The sequence below is a fragment of the Nonomuraea candida genome (assembly GCF_000725485.1).
GTDB classification, from domain to species: domain Bacteria; phylum Actinomycetota; class Actinomycetes; order Streptosporangiales; family Streptosporangiaceae; genus Nonomuraea; species Nonomuraea candida.
Window position 1 is genome coordinate 126,164 of the sequence record NZ_JOAG01000006.1, and the last position, 17,767, is coordinate 143,930.

Annotated in this window: 18 protein-coding genes; 12 read left to right on the forward strand and 6 right to left on the reverse strand. The window is 74.1% G+C overall.

The features are described from left to right. Window positions 1-83 precede the first annotated feature (83 nt). Complete coding sequence (locus IO39_RS05870) at window positions 84-1,046, reverse strand: D-alanyl-D-alanine carboxypeptidase family protein (protein ID WP_211266902.1); 963 nt, start codon at window positions 1,044-1,046, stop codon at window positions 84-86. Window positions 1,047-1,102: 56 nt separating this feature from the next. On the opposite strand from IO39_RS05870, the gene IO39_RS05875 reads away from it, so the two are divergent. From IO39_RS05875 to ptsP, 8 genes are read left to right on the forward strand one after another with little or no spacing between them, the layout of a single operon-like run. Continuing rightward, the gene (locus IO39_RS05875; protein WP_043617160.1) at window positions 1,103-1,864 is read left to right on the forward strand and encodes a DeoR/GlpR family DNA-binding transcription regulator; all 762 of its coding nucleotides are present in this window, start codon (window positions 1,103-1,105) and stop codon (window positions 1,862-1,864) included. Further along, a complete protein-coding gene (gene pfkB, locus IO39_RS05880; RefSeq protein ID WP_043617164.1) occupies window positions 1,861-2,838 on the forward strand; it encodes a 1-phosphofructokinase in 978 nt (325 codons plus the stop codon). The genes IO39_RS05875 and pfkB overlap by 4 nt, the downstream gene beginning before the upstream one ends. Window positions 2,839-2,871: 33 nt before the next feature. Continuing rightward, the gene (gene mtlA, locus IO39_RS05885) at window positions 2,872-3,969 is read left to right on the forward strand and encodes a mannitol-specific PTS transporter subunit IIC (protein ID WP_043617166.1); all 1,098 of its coding nucleotides are present in this window, start codon (window positions 2,872-2,874) and stop codon (window positions 3,967-3,969) included. A gap of 3 nt (window positions 3,970-3,972) precedes the next feature. Next, window positions 3,973-4,281: a PTS sugar transporter subunit IIBC family protein gene (locus IO39_RS05890; protein ID WP_043617169.1), complete on the forward strand. Its 309-nt coding sequence runs from the start codon at window positions 3,973-3,975 to the stop codon at window positions 4,279-4,281. Further along, window positions 4,274-4,702 carry a PTS mannitol transporter subunit IIA gene (locus tag IO39_RS05895; RefSeq protein WP_043617173.1) on the forward strand — a complete coding sequence of 143 codons (429 nt, stop codon included), beginning with the start codon at window positions 4,274-4,276 and terminating at the stop codon, window positions 4,700-4,702. Before IO39_RS05890 ends, IO39_RS05895 begins: the two co-directional genes overlap by 8 nt. After that, entirely contained in the window at window positions 4,699-5,703 is a 1,005-nt protein-coding gene (locus IO39_RS05900; RefSeq protein WP_043617176.1) for a zinc-dependent dehydrogenase, read from the forward strand. Before IO39_RS05895 ends, IO39_RS05900 begins: the two co-directional genes overlap by 4 nt. 12 nt (window positions 5,704-5,715) lie before the next feature. Further along, entirely contained in the window at window positions 5,716-5,997 is a 282-nt protein-coding gene (locus tag IO39_RS05905; protein WP_043617179.1) for an HPr family phosphocarrier protein, read from the forward strand. Beyond that, window positions 5,990-7,702 (forward strand): phosphoenolpyruvate--protein phosphotransferase, encoded by a 1,713-nt coding sequence (ptsP, locus tag IO39_RS05910; protein ID WP_084772335.1) that lies wholly within the window; start codon window positions 5,990-5,992, stop codon window positions 7,700-7,702. Before IO39_RS05905 ends, ptsP begins: the two co-directional genes overlap by 8 nt. Window positions 7,703-7,724: 22 nt before the next feature. Here the strand turns inward: ptsP and IO39_RS05915 are convergent, their stop codons facing one another. Further along, window positions 7,725-10,244, reverse strand: coding sequence for an ATP-dependent Clp protease ATP-binding subunit (locus IO39_RS05915; RefSeq protein WP_043617182.1), 2,520 nt, complete (start codon window positions 10,242-10,244; stop codon window positions 7,725-7,727). Between the two features lie 160 nt (window positions 10,245-10,404). Then, a complete protein-coding gene (locus IO39_RS05920; protein ID WP_043617486.1) occupies window positions 10,405-11,049 on the reverse strand; it encodes an SDR family oxidoreductase in 645 nt (214 codons plus the stop codon). A 23-nt stretch (window positions 11,050-11,072) separates the two neighbouring features. Here IO39_RS05920 and IO39_RS05925 point away from each other — a divergent pair, with 23 nt between their 5' ends. Together IO39_RS05925 and gnd are read left to right on the forward strand one after the other, a co-directional pair. Then, window positions 11,073-11,765 carry an HAD family hydrolase gene (locus tag IO39_RS05925; RefSeq protein WP_043617185.1) on the forward strand — a complete coding sequence of 231 codons (693 nt, stop codon included), beginning with the start codon at window positions 11,073-11,075 and terminating at the stop codon, window positions 11,763-11,765. A gap of 62 nt (window positions 11,766-11,827) precedes the next feature. Continuing rightward, the gene (gene gnd, locus IO39_RS05930; RefSeq protein ID WP_043617188.1) at window positions 11,828-13,252 is read left to right on the forward strand and encodes an NADP-dependent phosphogluconate dehydrogenase; all 1,425 of its coding nucleotides are present in this window, start codon (window positions 11,828-11,830) and stop codon (window positions 13,250-13,252) included. 71 nt (window positions 13,253-13,323) lie between these two features. On the opposite strand, the gene IO39_RS05935 is transcribed toward gnd, so the two are convergent. Continuing rightward, window positions 13,324-14,097, reverse strand: coding sequence for an acyl-CoA thioesterase domain-containing protein (locus IO39_RS05935; protein WP_043617192.1), 774 nt, complete (start codon window positions 14,095-14,097; stop codon window positions 13,324-13,326). 88 nt (window positions 14,098-14,185) lie between these two features. On the opposite strand from IO39_RS05935, the gene IO39_RS05940 reads away from it, so the two are divergent. Then, window positions 14,186-14,614, forward strand: coding sequence for a type II toxin-antitoxin system PemK/MazF family toxin (locus tag IO39_RS05940; RefSeq protein WP_043617489.1), 429 nt, complete (start codon window positions 14,186-14,188; stop codon window positions 14,612-14,614). Between the two features lie 26 nt (window positions 14,615-14,640). Here IO39_RS05940 and IO39_RS05945 read toward each other — a convergent pair whose 3' ends face one another. After that, on the reverse strand, window positions 14,641-15,807 hold the full coding sequence (locus tag IO39_RS05945) for a hypothetical protein (protein ID WP_245641827.1): 1,167 nt from the start codon (window positions 15,805-15,807) through the stop codon (window positions 14,641-14,643). An 84-nt stretch (window positions 15,808-15,891) separates the two neighbouring features. Between IO39_RS05945 and IO39_RS05950 the strand changes: the two genes are divergently transcribed. Next, a complete protein-coding gene (locus IO39_RS05950; protein ID WP_063765221.1) occupies window positions 15,892-16,458 on the forward strand; it encodes a MarR family winged helix-turn-helix transcriptional regulator in 567 nt (188 codons plus the stop codon). Here the strand turns inward: IO39_RS05950 and IO39_RS05955 are convergent. Beyond that, window positions 16,413-17,753, reverse strand: coding sequence for a 6-phospho-beta-glucosidase (locus IO39_RS05955; protein ID WP_043617195.1), 1,341 nt, complete (start codon window positions 17,751-17,753; stop codon window positions 16,413-16,415). The two genes, IO39_RS05950 and IO39_RS05955, sit on opposite strands and share 46 nt — an antisense overlap. Window positions 17,754-17,767: the final 14 nt, after the last annotated feature.

A 17,767-nucleotide genomic window follows, 5' to 3' on the forward strand; every position in this document is an offset into this window, starting at 1 on the left:
ACCTGACCCCAGGCGTCCATCGGCATCCGAGCCCCGGCCGCTCGCCCCCACCCGGCGGCCTGCCCGCACCCGGCCGCCCCCGGTCAGCGGGTGACGCTGCGGTAGAGGTCGCGGGTGAGGGTGGTGATGCGCTTGACCGAGGAGCTCCACGTGCCGCCCGCCGGGTGCGCGGTCAGCACGGCCATCACGTAACGCTCGTCCTTGCCCGCCAGCCCGGTCGTGTGCAGCACCGGCCGCCCGTAGTCGGGCACGCCCGAGCCGGCGGCGCGCCGCGCGATCCACGAGATGGGCGCCCCGATGGCGCCTCCGGCGGAGCGGGTGGCGTGGGCGGCGCCGGTGCACCTGACCGGCGGCGTCGTGCCGAAGCCCGACCAGCCCTGCTTGACCGCCCACGGCCGGGGCACCCCGTCGGGGATGCCGAAGGTCTGGTCGAAGCCGTCGGCCCCGCACGGGGTGGCGCGCCGCAGGTGGCCCAGGATCGTCTCCCTGACCCGGGGCTCGGCCCGGTCGAGCAGGTAGCGGTAGGTGCGCACGATGTCGTACGCGCTCAGCGAGGTGTAGCCCCAGAATCCCGGCTTGGAGGCGGGCGGCGGCGTGGTGTCGGACAGGCCGAGCCGGCGCGCCTGCCTGACGATGATCTGGCCCTTGCCGAGCCGGTCCCAGAACGCCGAGGCCGCGTCGTCGTCGCTGGCGCGCAGCATGCCCTTCAGCAGCTTCGCGTCGGCCGCGGGCACGCTCTTGCGCCGCTCCAGGTAGTCGATCGCGATGAGGATCTTGACGACGGAGGCCGAGCGGTATTTGCGGTGCGCGTTCTTCGCGGCGACGAACCTGCCGGCCTGCCGGTCGAACACCACCCAGGCCGCCGTCGTGCCCGCCGGGACCCGCGGCGTCGCGCGGGACTGCTCGGCCCGCGCGGTGTCGGCGGCGTGGGCGGGGGCCGCGAGCGCGGCGGCGACGAGGGGCCCGGTGAGGAGCAGCGGGGCCAGGGTCTTCTTCGGCACCCGCCATAAATACCAGATCCTGTCGTCCCACTCTTGACCCTCCAACGAAAACGGGTATAAACACAGAAGAAACCAACTCGAAACGGCGGTGAATCAACATCATGTACGCCGAGGAACGGCAGCAGGAGATCCTGCGGAGAGCGCGGGCCGCGGGCCGCGTCGACGTGGTGACGCTGGCCGCCGAGCTCGACGTGACCACCGAGACGATCCGCCGCGACCTGACATCGTTGGAGCGGGCGGGCGTGCTGCGCCGCGTGCACGGGGGCGCGATCCCCGTGGAGCGGCTGGGCTTCGAGCCCGCGCTGGCCACCCGCGACGAGGTCATGACCGGCGAGAAGGAGCGCATCGCCAAGGCCGCGCTGGCCGAGCTGCCGGAGGACGGCTCGGTCATCATCGACGCGGGCACCACGACGGGCCGCCTGGTGCAGGTGCTGCCGGCCGACCGGGAGCTGACGGTGGTGGTGAACTCGCCGCCGCTGGCCACCGTGCTGGCCGCCCGCGCCAACCTGCACGTGATCATGCTGGGCGGCCGGGTGCGCGGCAAGACGCTGGCCACCGTGGACGACTGGGCGCTGCGCCCGCTGGCCAGTCTCAACGTGGACGTGGCGTTCATGGCGACCAACGGCTGCTCGCTGACCCGGGGGCTGACCACGCCCGATCCGGCGGAGGCGGCGATCAAGCGGGCCATGGTCAGGGCCGCGCAGCGCAGCGTGCTGCTGGCCGACCACACGAAGTTCGGCAACACCTACCTGTCCACGTTCGCCGAGCTGAGCGAGATCGACGTGGTGATCACCGACACGGGCCTCGACGTGGCGCTGGCCGCCGACGTGGCGGCGGCGGGCCCGGAGGTGATCAGGGCGTGATCGTCACCCTGACCCTGAACCCCAGCCTCGACCGCACGATCGAGATCGCCTCCCTCGACCGGGGCGCGGTCATCCGCGCCGCCGCCGCCCGGCTCGACCCCGGCGGCAAGGGGGTCAACGTCTCGCGCGCGCTGCTGGCCAACGCCGTGGCGAGCCGCGCGGTGGTGCCGTACGGCGGGGACGAGGGCAGGCAGCTCGTCCGGCTGCTGGCCGCCGAGGGGCTGGACATGGTCACCGTCCCCGTGACGGGCCCGACCCGGTCGAACGTCACGCTCGCCGAGCCCGACGGCACCATCACCAAGGTCAACGAGCCGGGCACCGCCCTGTCGCCCGCCGAGCTGGACACGATCGCCGAGGCCGTGCTGTCGGCCGCGCACTCGGGCGAGGGCGGGGCCGACTGGGTGGTGGCCTCGGGCAGCCTGCCGCCCGAGGTGCCGGCCGACGTCTACGCCCGGCTCTGCCGCAGGTTCGCCGGGGCGGGCATCCACGTCGCGGTCGACACCAGCGGCCCGGCCCTGGCCCGCGCGCTGGGAGCCGCGCCCGCGCTGGTCAAGCCCAACCTGGAGGAGCTGTCGGCGGTCACCGGCATGCCGATCCGCAGCCTGGGCGACGTGGTGGCGGCGGCGGGCGAGCTGCGCGCGGCCGGCGCGCGCACGGTGCTGGCCAGCCTGGGCGCCGACGGCGCCGTGCTGGTCGAGGACGGCGCCGTCTGGTACGGCGAGGCCGCCGTCACCGGCCCGCGCAGCTCGGTCGGCGCGGGCGACGCCATGCTGGCGGGCTTCCTGGCGGCCGGCGGGCAGGGTCCGCGGGCCCTGGCCGGGGCGCTGGCCTGGGGCGCGGCGGCCGTGCGCCTGCCCGGCAGCCGCATGCCGGGCCCCGCCGACATCGACCCGCGCGCCGTCGTCCTCGGGCCGCCCGACCCCGGCCGCCCGCTGTCCACCGCCGTCCCCGCCCCCGTGACCCAACCCGGCTGATCAACTGCTCAACCCCCCTGAAGGAGCACGTCCATGGCCGACACCTACACACCCCCGGTCACCGGAACCGGGGTCAAGGCCACCATCCAGCGCATCGGCGGCCATCTGGCCGGCATGATCATGCCGAACATCGGCGCGTTCATCGCCTGGGGCCTGATCACCGCGCTGTTCATCCCGACCGGCTGGCTGCCCAACGAGTCGCTGGCGAAGATGGTCGACCCGATCATCAAGATCCTCCTTCCGGTGCTCATCGCCTACACCGGCGGCCGGATGGTGCACGGGCAGCGCGGGGCGGTCGTCGGCGCGGTGGCCGTGATGGGCGTCGTGGTGGGCACGGACGCGCCGATGTTCCTCGGCGCCATGGTCATCGGCCCGCTGACGGCCTGGATCCTGAAATATGTGGACAAGTTCACTGAGCAGCGGACCAAGGCCGGATTCGAGATGCTGGTGGACAACTTCTCCGCCGGCATCGTGGGCGGCGCGATGGCCATCGTCGGCTTCTACGGCATCGGCCCCGTCGTGCAGGCCGTCACCACCGCCGCGGGCAACGCCGTCGAATGGCTGATCGTCAGCAACCTGCTGCCGATCGCCTCGGTGCTGATCGAGCCGGCCAAGGTGCTGTTCCTCAACAACGCCATCAACCACGGCGTGCTGAGCCCGCTCGGCGTGGCCGAGGCCGCGGAGACGGGCAAGTCGATCCTGTTCATGCTGGAGTCGAACCCGGGGCCCGGCCTCGGCCTGCTGCTGGCGTTCCTGCTGTTCGGGCCGCGCGCGATGCGGCCGAGCACGCCCGCCGCGATGATCATCCACTTCTTCGGCGGCATCCACGAGATCTACTTCCCGTACGTCCTCATGAAGCCCCGCCTCATCCTCTCCGTCATCGCGGGCGGCGCGGCCGGGGTGTTCACGTTCATGGTCACCGGGGCCGGCCTGGTCGCCACCCCGTCGCCGGGCAGCATCTTCGCCTATCTCGCGGTCACCCCGAAGGGCGGCTGGCTCGGCTCCAGCCTGGGCATCCTCGTGGCGGCCGGCGTGACGTTCGCCGTCGCGGCCGTCCTGCTCGGCTTCGGCAGGGGCGAGAAGGCGGAGCCCGCCGCGTCAGAGGAAACCGTCACCCAGAAGGAGAGCTGAGCCATGGCCGGCATCGACAGCAAGGACATCCGCAAGATCATCGTGGCCTGCGACGCGGGCATGGGCAGCAGCGTGATGCTCGCCTCCCAGCTCAGGAAGCAGCTCAAGGAGACCGGCGTGACCGTGGAGCACACCCCGGTCAACGCCATCCCCGACGACGCCGACGTGGTGCTGTGCCACGCGGGCCTGGCCGCGCGTGCGAAGGCGGCCGCCCCGGGTAAGGTCCTGGTGCCGTTCCAGATCTTCCTCGGCGACCCGGCGGTGACGCGGCTGGTGAACACCATCAAGAACGGCGGCACGGTCGATGCGTGACGACCTGCTCGACCCGCGCGCCGTGCTGCTGCGCGAGAGCGCGCCCGACCGCGCCGCGGCCATCCGGCGGTGCGGGCGGGCGCTGGTCGAGGTGGGGGCGGTCGCGGAGCCGTACATCGAGGCCATGCTGGAGCGCGAGCGCTCCCTCTCCACCTACGTCGGCGAGGGCGTGGCCATCCCGCACGGCACCGGCGCCGCCAAGGCGGACATCCTGCGCGACGCGCTCTGCGTGGTCCGCTTCCCCGCCGGCGTCGACTGGGACGGCGAGCGCGTCACGCTGTGCGTCGGCATCGCCGCCAAAGACAACGGCCACGTCCCGCTGCTGGCGGAGCTGGCCGAGATCCTGCTCGACCCCGAACGGGCGCGGGCGCTGCGCGAGGCCACGGAGGTCTCCCACGTGATGAAGGAGCTGACGGGATGAAGGTCGCGCGTTTCCACGCGCCGGGCGACATCAGGATCGAGGAGGCGCCGGAGCCGGTCGCCGGCCCCGGCGAGCTGAAGATCCGGGTACGCAACTGCTCGACCTGCGGCACCGACGCCAAGATCTTCAAGTTCGGGCACCACCACATCGTGCCGCCGCGCGTGATGGGCCACGAGATCTCCGGCGAGGTGGTCGGCACGGGCGCGCGGGTGCAGGTGATCGCCGCGATCCCGTGCGGCGCGTGCGGCGAGTGCCGGCGGGGCCGCCAGACGGTCTGCCCCGACCAGGAGTCGATGGGCTACCACTACGACGGCGGCTTCGCCGAGTACATGATCGTGCCGGCCAAGGTGCCGGCCGTGAACGGCGTCAACGCCATCCCCGACGGCGTCGGCTTCGCCGAGGCGTCGGTGGCCGAGCCGCTCGCGTGCGTGCTCAACGGCCAGTCGCTGGCGCGCGTGGGCCCCGGCGACGACGTGGTGGTGATGGGCGCGGGCCCGATCGGCTGCCTGCACGTGCGGCTGGCGCGGGCGCGCGGCGCGGCCCGGGTGTTCCTGGTGGACGTCAACGCCCAGCGCCTCGCGATGGCCGCCGAGCTGGTCCGCCCCGACGCGGCCATCGACAGCGACCCCGTGGAGCAGGTGCTCAAGCTGACCGGCGGCCGGGGCGCCGACGTGGTGATCACGGCGGCGGCGTCGGGCGCGGCGCAGGAGCAGGCCGTGCGGATGGCGGCCAGGCAGGGCCGGATCAGCTTCTTCGGCGGGCTGCCCAAGGACGACCCGGTCATCGCGCTCGACGCGAACCTGGTGCACTACCGCGAGCTGACCATCGTCGGCGCGAACGGCTCCAGCCCCGCGGACAACGCCGAGGCCCTGCGGCTGGTGGCCGAGGGGGCGGTGCCGGTGTCCGATCTGATCACCCACCGGCTGCCGCTGTCCCGCGTGCTCGACGGCATCGACCTGGTCAGCCGGGGCGCGGCGATCAAGGTCACCATAGAACCCTGAAGGAGGTTTGCGATGGCGCAGCGAACGGTGGCCGTGGCCTCTGCCGGCGGTCTGCACGCGCGGCCCGCCAAGCTGTTCGTGCAGGCGGCCGCGAAGGCGGGGGTGCCGGTGACGATCAGGGCCGGGGAGAAGACGGTGCCCGCCAGGAGCATGCTGGGGGTGCTGTCGCTGGGCGCCGTGCAGGGCACGGAGGTCACGCTGGAGGCGGACGGCCCCGGGGCGGAGGAGGCCCTGGAGACGCTCGCGGCGCTGCTCTCCCGTGACCTGGACGCGGAAGAGGCCCTCGATGCCTGACACCGGCGTTCCCCGTCCCGGCCCAACAGCCCCGACCGGCACCGCGGGTCAGGGCGGCACCCCCGGTCAGGGCGGCGGCTCCTGGGCGGGGGCGGCCGGGCGGCTCAGCGGGCTGGGGGTCAGCCAGGGGCGGGCGGCCGGGCCGGTGATGCGGCTGGCCGGGCCGCCCGAGCTGCCCGCGCCGCGCGCCGTCACCGACCCGGGCGCGGAGGCGGCCACCGTGGCCAAGGCGCTGGCGGCGGTCGCGGCCGAGCTCAACCGCCGGGCCATGGCCGCGGGCGGCGAGGCGGCCGAGATCCTGGAGGCGCTCGCCATGATCGCCGAGGACCCGGTGCTGCTGGAGGAGGCCGAGCGGCTCACCGGCGCCGGCCACGACGCCGCGCACGCCCTCGACGCCGCCTTCGCCCGGCACCGCGAGGCCCTGGCGGCACTCGGCGGCCACCTCGCCGAACGCGCCGCCGACCTCGACGACCTCAGGCACCGCGCGGTGGCCTCCGCGCTCGGCCTGCCCATGCCCGGCCTCCCCTCCCCCGGCCATCCGTACGTGCTGGTCGCCACCGACCTCTCCCCCGCCGACACCGCGGGGCTGGGCCCGGACGTGCTGGCGCTGGTCACCGAGCGCGGCGGCCCCACCAGCCACACCGTGATCCTGGCCAGGGGCCGGGGCCTGCCCGCCGTGGTGGCCTGCGGCGGCGTCATGGACCTCGACGACGGCACGGTGATCGGGGTGGACGGCGGCACCGGGGAGATCGCGATCGGCCTCACCGAGCTGGAGACGGCCGAGGTGGCCCGGGCCGAGACCGCCCGCAGGACCCTCCTGGGCACGAGCCGGGGCCCGGGCCGGACCGCCGACGGCCACCCGGTGAAGCTCCTGCTCAACATCGGCTCCGCCGCCGACCTCCGCCCGGCGGGGACGGAAGCGGGCCTGGCCGGGGTGGGGGCCGAGGGGGTCGGGCTGTTCAGGACGGAGTTCCTGTTCCTCGACCGCAAGCGGGCCCCGTCGTTCGAGGAGCAGGTCGGCGCGTACGCGGAGGTGTTCGAGCAGGCCGAGAGCGTGGTCGTGCGCACGCTCGACGCGGGCACCGACAAGCCGCTGCCCTTCCTCGGCCTGCCGGCCGAGCAGAATCCGGCCCTGGGCGTACGGGGGCTGCGGGTGGACCGGCTGCTGCCCGGGGTGCTCGACACCCAGCTCGACGCGATCGCCGCGGCGGCCCGGGACACCGGCACGCGGCCGTGGGTGATGGCCCCGATGGTCACCACGGCGGAGGAGGCGGCCGGCTTCGCCCGCCGGGCCAGGGCCAGGGGCATCGAGCAGGTGGGCGTGATGGTCGAGGTCCCGGCGGCGGCCCTGCGCGCGGGGCGGCTGCTGCGGGAGGTGGACTTCCTCAGCATCGGCACCAACGACCTGGCCCAGTACACGTTCGCCGCCGACCGCCAGCACCCGGCCCTGGCCGACCTGCTGGACCCGCGTCAGCCGGCCCTGCTGGAGCTGATCGCCCTGTGCGCGCGGGCGGGGCGGGAGGCGGGCAAGCCCGTCGGGGTGTGCGGCGAGGCGGCCGGCGACCCGCTGATCGCGCCGCTGCTGGTGGGCCTGGGCGTGACGAGCCTGTCCATGGCCCCGGTGTGCGTCCCCGCCGTACGCGAGGCGCTGGCCGGGCTCACCCACGAGGAGTGCGGCCACCGGGCCCGCACCGCCCTGGGCTGACCTACCCGGCGCGCACCCCGGATCAGGTGGCCGGTCCGGGGTCGTGGGCTCTGAGGCGGAGGGCGTCGCCCTCGACGTCCACCGTCACCTTCCCGTGCTCCCGGACCTCCCCCGTCAGCAACATGGTCGAGAGCCGGTTGTCCAGCTCCCGCTGCACCGTGCGGCGCAGCGGCCGGGCGCCGAACTCGGGCTGGTAGCCGCGCCCGGCCAGCCAGTCCTTGGCCGCGTCGGTGACCTCCAGCGTCACGTCCTGGCCGCGCAGGCGCTGCCGGGTGCGCTCCAGCAGCAGGTCCACGATGAGGCGGAGCTGCTCGCGCTCCAGCCGCCGGAAGATGATCGTCTCGTCGATGCGGTTGAGCAGCTCCGGCCGCAGGGAGTGCCGCAGCAGGTCCATGAGCTGCTCCTCCAGCCGCCCGGGATCGCCGGCGTCGAGGATGAGCTGGGCGCCGATGTTGCTGGTCATGATGACGATCGTGTTGGTGAAGTCGACCGTGCGGCCCTGGCCGTCGGTCAGGCGGCCGTCGTCGAGCAGTTGCAGCAGGATGTTCATGACGTCGGGATGGGCCTTCTCGATCTCGTCGAGCAGGATCACGCCGTGCGGGCGGCGGCGTACGGCCTCGGTGAGCTGGCCCGCCTCCTCGTAGCCGACGTAGCCGGGCGGCGCCCCGATCAGCCGCGAGACCGTGTGGCGCTCCTGGAACTCGCTCATGTCGATGCGCACCATGTGGTCCTCGCCGCCGAACAGCGCCGCCGCCAGCGCCCTGGCCAGCTCCGTCTTGCCCACGCCGGTGGGGCCGAGGAACAGGAAGCTGCTGATCGGGCGGTTCGGGTCCGACAGGCCGGCCCTGGCCCTGCGCACGGCCTCGGCGATCGCGACGACGGCCTCGTCCTGGCCGATGACGCGCTCGTGCAGGTGCTCCTCCAGGCGCATCAGCCGGTCGCGCTCCTGCTCGGTGAGCTGGGTGACGGGGATGCCGGTGCGGCGCGAGACGACCTCGGCGATGTCCTCCACCATGACCTGCGGCACGGCGTCCGCGCCCTGCCTGGCCCGGTCCAGCTCGGGCCGGAGCTTGTCGATCTGCGCGGCCAGCTCCTTGGCGCGGTCGAAGTCGTCGGAGGAGACGGCCTGGTCCTTGTCGCGGCGCAGCCCGTCGAGGCGCTGCTCCAGCTCGCGCACGTCGCTGCCGGGCGTGCGCGAGCGCAGCCGGACCCGGGCCGAGGACTGGTCGATGAGGTCGATGGCCTTGTCGGGCAGGAACCGGTCGGAGATGTAGCGGGCCGACAGGTTGGCCGCGGCGTGCAGCGCCTCGTCGGTGATGCGGACCTGGTGGTGGGCCTCGTACGCGTCGCGCAGCCCGGCCAGGATCTCGACCGTCTGCTCCACGGTCGGCTCGGCGACCAGGATCGGCTGGAAGCGGCGTTCGAGCGCGGCGTCCTTCTCGATGTTCTTGCGGTACTCGTCGATCGTGGTGGCGGCGATGACGTGCAGCTCGCCGCGGGCCAGGGCGGGCTTGAGGATGTTGGCGGCGTCCATGCCGCCCTCGGCGGAGCCGGCGCCGACCAGCGTGTGCACCTCGTCGATGAAGACGATGGTCTCGTCGGCGTGCGCCCGCACCTCGTCGATGACCTTCTTGATGCGCTCCTCGAACTCGCCCCGGTACTTCGACCCGGCCACCATGCCGGTCAGGTCGAGCGCGACGACGCGGCGGTCCTTGAGCGTGTCGGGGACGCTGCCGTTCACGATGCGCTGGGCGATGCCCTCGACGATCGCGGTCTTGCCGACGCCGGGCTCGCCGATCAGGCACGGGTTGTTCTTGGTGCGCCGCGACAGCACCTCGATGCACTGCTCGATCTCGTCCTCGCGGCCCACGACCGGGTCGACGCGGCCCTGCCTGGCCTCCTCGGTGAGGTCGCGGCCGTACTCGTCGAGGGAGGGCGTCTCCGAGGCGCCGCGCCCGTCACCACCGGCGGCGGCCCCGCCGCCGCCCGGCCCGGCCGCGCCGGACAGCAGGGCGCGCTGCAGCTCGTTCGCCGAGACGCCCTGCTCCTGGAGCAGGCGGGCGGCGATCGAGTCGGGGTTGGCGGCCAGCGCGAGCAGCAGGTGCTCGGGGCCGATGTACGACGACCGCAGCGCCCGCGAGATGCGCTGGGCGTCGAGGATGGCCCGTTTGGCGGCCGGGGAGAGCGTGGCGGGCGGCTCGGCGGCCGCGCCGGGGCCGGCGGCGGCGTCGATGCGGTCGCGCAGCCGTCCGGCGTCCACCCCGGCCGTGCGCAGCAGCGCCTGGACGGAGCCGGCGTCGATCAGCGCGTCGAGGACGTCGAGCACGTCCAGGTCGGCGGCGCCGCGCCGGCCGGCGCCCTCCACCGCCCGGCTCAGCGCCTCCCTGGCCTCGGCGCTGAGCAGCCGGCCCACGTCCACCCGCTGGACGCTGGGCCGGGACGGCGGCCAGCCCTCCATGCCGCCGAACACGCGGCCCGTGAGCTCCTCGAACCCGCGGAACGGGTCCCCGCCGAAGAACGACCTGAACGGCATGTCCGACATCTTTGTCCCCCTCGTACTCAGGGGACATCTAGCCGCGCGCGCCGCATGCCAATGCCAGTGATCGGCAAAGCCTTCCGACCGCTCCCGGCTCGGGGACCCCGGCCGGGAGCCTCCTCCCGGGCGGCACGATCTCGTCGATGCGGCCGAGCACGTCGTCGGTTCACTCCGTCGCGACCCAGTCGATGACGGGGGTGTCGCCCGAGACGAGTTCCAGCGTGCGGCGGGCCGTGCCGGGGTTCTCCAGCAGGGCCATGATGACGGCGGCCACGTCGTCGCGCGGCACCGAGCCCGGCGGCACCTCGGGCGCCAGCCGCACCAGCCCCGTGCCGGGCTCGTCCGTCAGGCGGCCCGGCCGCAGGATCGTCCAGGCCAGCCCGTCGCGGCGGCGCAGGTCCTCCTCGGCCTCGGTCTTGGCGGTGATGTAGGCGGCCCACACCTCGTCGGAGCCCGGCGCGGGTGGCCGGCCGGCGCCCATGGAGGAGATCTGGATGAAGCGCCGCACGCCCGCGCGCTCGGCCGCGTCGGCGAGCAGCACGGACGCGGCCCGGTCCACCGTGTCCTTGCGCGCCGCGCCACTGCCGGGGCCCGCGCCGGCCGCGAAGATCACGGCGTCGGCGCCCCGTACGATCCGCGTGACCTCCTCGACGTCCGCCCGCTCCAGGTCGCACACCACGGCCTGGGCCCCCGTGGCCTCGACGTCGGCGACGTGCGCCGGGTTGCGCACCAGCCCGACCGCGCCCGACCCGAGCCGGGCGGCCAGCCGCAGCGCGATCTTCCCGTGTCCACCCGCGATGATGATCCGCATGTTCGTCATGGTGTCATGGACGCATGTACGACTTCCCGGAGGCACCCACGCCCGCGTTCCTGTTCGACCTGGACGGCACCCTGATCGACAGCGTCTATCAGCATGTGGTGGCCTGGCGCCAGGCGCTGTCCGGGATGGGCATCGACCTGTCGGTGTGGCGCATCCACCGCCGGATCGGCATGAGCGGCGGACTGTTCGTCAGCGCGCTGCTGCGCGAGACCGGGCTCAAGCTGACCCGCGAGCAGATCGACGAGCTGCAGACCACCCACGCCGACGCGTACGAGCAGCAGGTCGGCTCGGTCAAGCCGCTGCCCGGCGCGACGGAGCTGCTGGCGGAGCTGTCGGCGCGCGGCGTGCCGTGGGCCATCTGCACCAGCGGGTACGCCCGCACCGCCCGTCTCGCGCTGGGCATGCTCGGCCTGCCGGAGGACACCCCGATGGTCACCCGTGACCTGGTGCGGCGGGCCAAGCCGGACCCCGACCTGTTCCTGGCCGGTGCGGCGCTGGTCCGGGTGGATCCGGCGCATGCCATGGTGGTGGGCGACAGCGTCTGGGACCTGCTGGCCGCCCGCCGGGCCGGCTCGCTCGGCATCGGGCTGCTGTCCGGCGGCTACGGCAGGGACGAGCTGGAGCGCGCGGGCGCGTTCCGGGTCTACTCCGACCCGGCGGACATGCTGGACCGGCTCGACGAGCTCGGTGTCCGGCAGAGCGACTGACGAGGGAATATCTCTGCGAACCACCGAGCTGGATCATGCGTATCCCTTGAAGAGGAGCTGAAATGGACTTGGCAGACATCGGCGTCACCGGCCTGGCGACCATGGGGCGCAACCTGGCCCGCAACCTGGCCAGGCACGGCTACGCCGTGGCCGTGCACAACCGGTCGCACAGCCGCACGCAGGCGCTGGTGCGGGAGTTCGGCGGGGAGGGCACGTTCGTGCCGTCGGAAGACCTCGCCGGCTTCGTGGCCTCGCTGAAGCGGCCGCGGCGCGCGATCATCATGGTGAAGGCGGGGGCGGGCACCGACGCGGTGATCGACCAGCTCGCCGAGCTGATGGAGCCGGGCGACATGATCGTCGACGGCGGCAACGCGCACTTCGAGGACACCCGGCGGCGCGAGGCGGCGCTGCGCGAGCGGGGCCTGCACTTCGTCGGCACCGGCATCTCCGGCGGCGAGGAGGGCGCGCTGAACGGCCCGAGCATCATGCCGGGCGGGTCGAAGGAGTCGTGGGAGGCGCTCGGCCCCATCCTCCAGGACATCTCGGCCAAGGTGGACGGCGTGCCGTGTTCGGTGCACGTGGGCCCCGACGGCGCCGGGCACTTCGTGAAGATGGTGCACAACGGCATCGAATACTCGGACATGCAGCTCATCGCGGAGTCGTACGACCTGCTGCGGCAGGCCCTGGGGGCGACGCCGGCCGAGCTGGCCGAGGTGTTCAGGGAGTGGAACCGGGGCGAGCTCGACTCCTACCTGATCGAGATCACCGCCGAGGTGCTCGACCAGGTGGACGCCGAGACGGGCCGGCCGTTCGTCGACGTCGTGGTGGACCAGGCCGAGCAGAAGGGCACCGGCCGCTGGACCGTGCAGAGCGCGCTCGACCTGGGCGTGCCGGTGACCGGCATCGCGGAGGCCACGTTCGCCCGCGCGCTGTCCGGGCATCCGGAGCAGCGGGCCGCGGCGCGCTCGCTGGCCGGGCCCGAGCTGTCCTCCGTCGGCGGGCGCGAGCTGATCGAGGACGTGCGCCAGGCCCTGTACGCCTCCAAGATCGTCGCCTACGCCCAGGGCTTCGACCAGATGGCGGCGGCCTCGAAGGAATACGGCTGGGACCTCGACCTGGGCGCCATGGCCACGATCTGGCGGGGCGGCTGCATCATCAGGGCCAAGTTCCTCGACCGCATCCGGGCGGCCTACGACGCCAACCCGGGCCTGCCCACGCTGCTGGCCGACCCGACGTTCGCCGGCGCGCTGGAGGCTGCGCAGGACTCGTGGCGGCGCGTGGTCACCACCGCGATCCAGATCGGCGTGCCGACGCCCGGCTTCTCCTCGGCCCTGGCCTACTACGACGGGCTGCGCCGCGACCGCCTTCCGGCGGCGCTGGTGCAGGGACTGCGCGACTACTTCGGCGCGCACACCTACCACCGGGTGGACAAGGAGGGCACCTTCCACACCGACTGGTCCGGCGACCGCACGGAAAGCCCGGCGTAGCCCTCAACCCTTCCGGCCCGGCCCGGCACGGGGCCCGGCGGGCCGGCGGGCGGCGCGTACCGGCCCGCCCCTCAGCCCTTCCGGCCCAGCACGGGGTTGGCGACCGCGGTCACCACGCAGAAGCCGATGGGTCCGGCGGTGTCGTGCATGGTCACCTGGCCCGCCGCGACGCCGCCGGCGCTCACGTGCCCGGTCGACTCCACCCCGACCAGCTCGCCCTCGGGCAGCCTGGCCAGGGTCAGCGTGTAGTCGGCGTTGATGAAGCGCAGCCCGTCGGCCTGGGCGTTGGCCAGCGGGCTGGCGAAGTCGGCGGCCAGCGCGACGCGGACGAACGGCGTCAGCGGCTCGTCGTCCACCAGCGGGTGGCTCTCCCGCATCCACGCCCGGCCGGGCTCGCCGAACGGGCTCACCCACCACAGGTCGAACGGCGGCCGCCAGCCGTCGCCCGCGGCCGGCGGCTCCTGGGGCGGCGGCTCGTCCCAGGCGGGCGTGACGAGCGCCCGCCGGCCGTCGGGCTGCTCGCCCTGGCGCAGCAGCACGGCACTGGCCCGGCCGATCACGCCCTGCTCGGTGGAGAGGGTGGCGTCGGCCACCCTGATCCGGCGCCCGTCCCTGACCAGCGCCGTCTCCACGGTGACCGGCAGCAGCGGGCTGTTGCGGAACAGGTCGACGGTGAGCCGGGCGAAGTGCAGGCCGGGCTCGGCGTGGCGCTCCTCCAGGGCGCGGGCGGCCAGCCCGCCGAGCAGGCGGCCGTGCAGCATGTCGGAGGACCAGGGGCCGCGGGCGTGCGGGGCGGGGACGAACTCGTCCCCCTTGCGCGTGAAGAACGCTGACGTCGACGACACAGAATGAGATTCTAGACAAAGATCCTGGGCGCAGCGCAGGCCTCTCACGGGCTGGCCTGAGGCCCGGCCGGTCCGTATGCTCCGGTGGATGCGTGATCCAGAAGAGGACCCCCGGCCGGTCCGGGGTGCGGTACGCGAGATCCGTTCCCCGCGGGAGACCGTCACCCTGGCCTACTCCCCCGACCTCGACGGCCTGGCCGACCCTGGGGAGATCGTGTGGGCGTGGGTGCCGTACGAAGAGGACCCGTCGCGGGGCAAGGACCGGCCGCTGCTGATCGTGGGCCGCACGGGGCGGCGGCTGCTGGGGCTGATGGTGTCGAGCAGGGGCGGCGACGGGCCCGACTGGCTGGAGCTGGGGGCCTGGGACCGGGACGGCCGGGTGTCGCACGTACGGCTGGACCGGGTGTTCGTGCTGGACGAGGACGACATCAGGCGTGAGGGCGCGGTGCTCGACGGCGAACGCTTCGCCCGCGTCGCGGCCCGGCTCATGAAGACCCACGGCTGGAACGCCGGCTGACCGGAACTTTCTTGAGCGGGTGCCGGTTACCGGGGGTCCGGGTGTTCGGCGGGCGCGGGGCGGCGCAGCAGGGCGGCGGCGCGCAGGCCCAGCCAGGTCAGCAGGGCGAGCAGGCCGACCAGGACGTACTCGATCGCGGGAATCCGGACCGGCTCGGCCACCGCGCCCGGGAGGTCGCCGCGCAGGCCGTACACGAGCGTGGCGGCGGCCACGTAGCAGGCGGCCAGCGCCCAGCGGGCGGCGGCCGGCAGGCCGAGCCCGTGCATCTGGGTGACGACGAAGACCCCGAGGAAGCCGAACAGGAACATCGGCCACATCCCGTCCGGCCCGGAGGTCATGACGGCCACCAGCGTGCCGTGCACGGCCACCGTGGCCTCCAGGGTGAAGGTCCACCAGCGGTTGGTGTGCGCGCGGGTGAGGAAGAGCGAGCCCTGCAGGAGCAGCAGGAACATGTAGAAGAAGCCGATAAGGTGGCCGGAGGTCGCCTCGGCCGGGTGGTACCAGAACGTGTAGACCGCCGCCCAGGAGAACAGGTAGCCGTGGTAGCGGCGGGCGAAGCCGGCCACGGCCCGGCCGAGGGGCGCGGGCCTGCCGAAGAACAGGCCGCGCCGCCGGTTCTCCATCAGCAGCACGGCCACCAGCAGCAGGATCACCGAGCCCTGCGAGCTGAAGATCGACACGTCCTGCGCCAGCCCGTCGTAGAACAGGTGGGTCTGCAGGACGTGCAGCGCGATGAAGCCGGTGTTGACGGCCAGCGCGACGACGTTGACCCGGTGCAGGCCGCCGGTGTAGCGGCGGACCCTGGTCCGCGCGTGGTGGATGAGCCACCAGAACGCGATCTGGTGGGCGGCGTAGCCGAGCCAGGCCGACAGCCGGGTCCAGACGGTGGGGTCGGGGAGCTTCCAGTAGTACCAGGAGGCGCCCTGGTCGGGCAGCAACTCGATGCCCTGCAGCCGCCCGCCGAGCAGCCAGATCAGCCCCGTGATGGCGGCGCTGGCCAGCACGCCCAGCAGCAGGACGCGGCCGGGACCGAGACCGGGCAGCAGGCCGGGGTCCCCGGGCGGGCCCGGGTTGCGGGGCGCGCCGGGCGGTTGCGACCGTCCCGGGTCCCGTGGCGCGCCGGGGCGTGGGGACCGGCCGGGCTCCCGGGGCGGGCCGGGCTCGCGGGACGCCGTCGCCGGGCGCCGTGCCATGAGGTCTCCGTCCTGAGGTCTTTCCATCATGGAATGTTTCGATTATGGAATGATGGTCCTCATGGCAGCAACCCGGGGCGGACCGTGACGGCGCCGGACGCGTTCCGGCTGATGGTGATGATGCGCGCGCTGAACGTGGAGAGCGACCGGTTCGCCGAGCGCTTCGCGGCCCGGCACGGGCTGCACCGTACGGACCTCAACGCGCTGGTCGTCATCCTCGACGCGGCCCGCGCCGGCACCCCGCTCACTCCGGGCGGCCTGGGCGCGGCGCTCAACCTCAGCCCGCCCGCCACCACCGCCCTGATCGACCGGCTGGCGCACGCCGGGCACGTGGAGCGGCGGCGCAGCGCCACCGACCGCCGCAAGGTCGAGGTCGTGCTCAACGAGCAGGCCGCCGAGCTCGCCCGCCGCTTCTTCGCCCCGCTGGGGCGGCACCTGACGGCGGCGATCGAGACGTTCACCCCCCAGGAGCGGCAGGTGATCGGCCGCTTCCTGGACGCCGGCATCCAGGCCACCGCGGCGGCCAGGGCCGAGACCGCCGGCCAGCCGGAGAAGACGCCCGGCCAAGCGGGAAGGACACCCGGCCAGCCGGAGAAGACGCCCGGTCAGCCGGGGAAGACGGCCGCCAACTCCGGGACGCGGGCGCGGTAGCCGTCCAGCAGGCGGCGCGCCGTCGTCACCGAGTCCACCAGCGGATGCAGCGCGAACGCCGCCACCGCCAGCGGCTCCGACCCGGTCAGCGCCGCCTCGATGGCCGTCTGCTCCACCGCCTTGACCTGCTGCGCCAGGCCCAGGAAACGGCCGGGCAGCGGGCGGGTGGCCAGCGGCCGCACGCCGGAGCCGTCCACCGCGCAGGGCACCTCCACGACGGCCTCCTCGGGCAGCCCCGGCACCGCGGCGCCGTTGCGCACGTTGAGGATCATGGTGGCGGGCTCGCCGCGGGCGATGGCCGCCATGAGGGCGAGCGCGATGCCCTCATAGCCCCCGGCCTCCAGGTCGGCCGCGTCGCGCTCGCCCGCGCCCGTGGCGTCGCGCGCCTCGGCCATGTACGTCGTGTCGCGCTCCCTGCGGGCCCGCCGCCACTGCGCCGCCGCGTCACCGGGCCGGGCCCGCACGCCGGCGTAGAAGCGTTCCTGCTGCTCCAGCAGCGACTCCCCGCGGGTGGGCCCGGAGCCGGCGGCCACCGACTCGCGCGCGAAGTAGTAGTAGTACAGGTACTCGTTGGGCAGCGCCCCCAGCGCCCGCACCCAGTCCGGGCCGAGCAGCCGGGCCTCCTCGACCCGCCGCAGCGCCGCGTCGTCGGCGAGCAGGCCGGGCAGCACGTCGCGGCCCTCGTAGGTGAGGTCGCACAACCAGCCGAGATGGTTCAGCCCCACGTAGCCGGGCGACACGCGCGCCGGGTCCAGCCCGAGCGCGGCGGCGGCCCGCCGGACCAGCCCGGCCGGCGAGTCGCAGATGCCGATCACGCGGTCGCCGAGCACGCGCCGCATGGCCTCGGTGACCATCCCGGCGGGGTTGGTGAAGTTGATGACCCAGGCGCGGGGCGCGAGGGCGGCGATCCGCTCGGCCACGCGGACCGCGACGGGCACGGTGCGCAGCCCGTACGCGACGCCTCCGGGACCGGTCGTCTCCTGGCCGACCAGGCCCAGCTCCAGCGCCACCCGCTCGTCGGCGGTGCGGCCCGCCAGCCCGCCGACGCGGATGGCCGAGAAGACGAACGAGGCGTCGCGCAGCGCGGCGTCCAGGTCGGTCGTGGTGCGCACGCGGGGCGCGGCGTCGTGGCCGGCGGCCAGGTCGCGCAGCACGTGGGCGATGGTCTCCAGCCGGGCGGGCGAGACGTCGTACAGGACGACCTCCTCCACGCGCGGCCTGGCGGTGTCGCGCAGCAGCGCGCCGTACACGAGCGGAACCCGGAACCCTCCGCCCCCGAGAACGGCCAGCCTCATCCTCACCCCTTCAC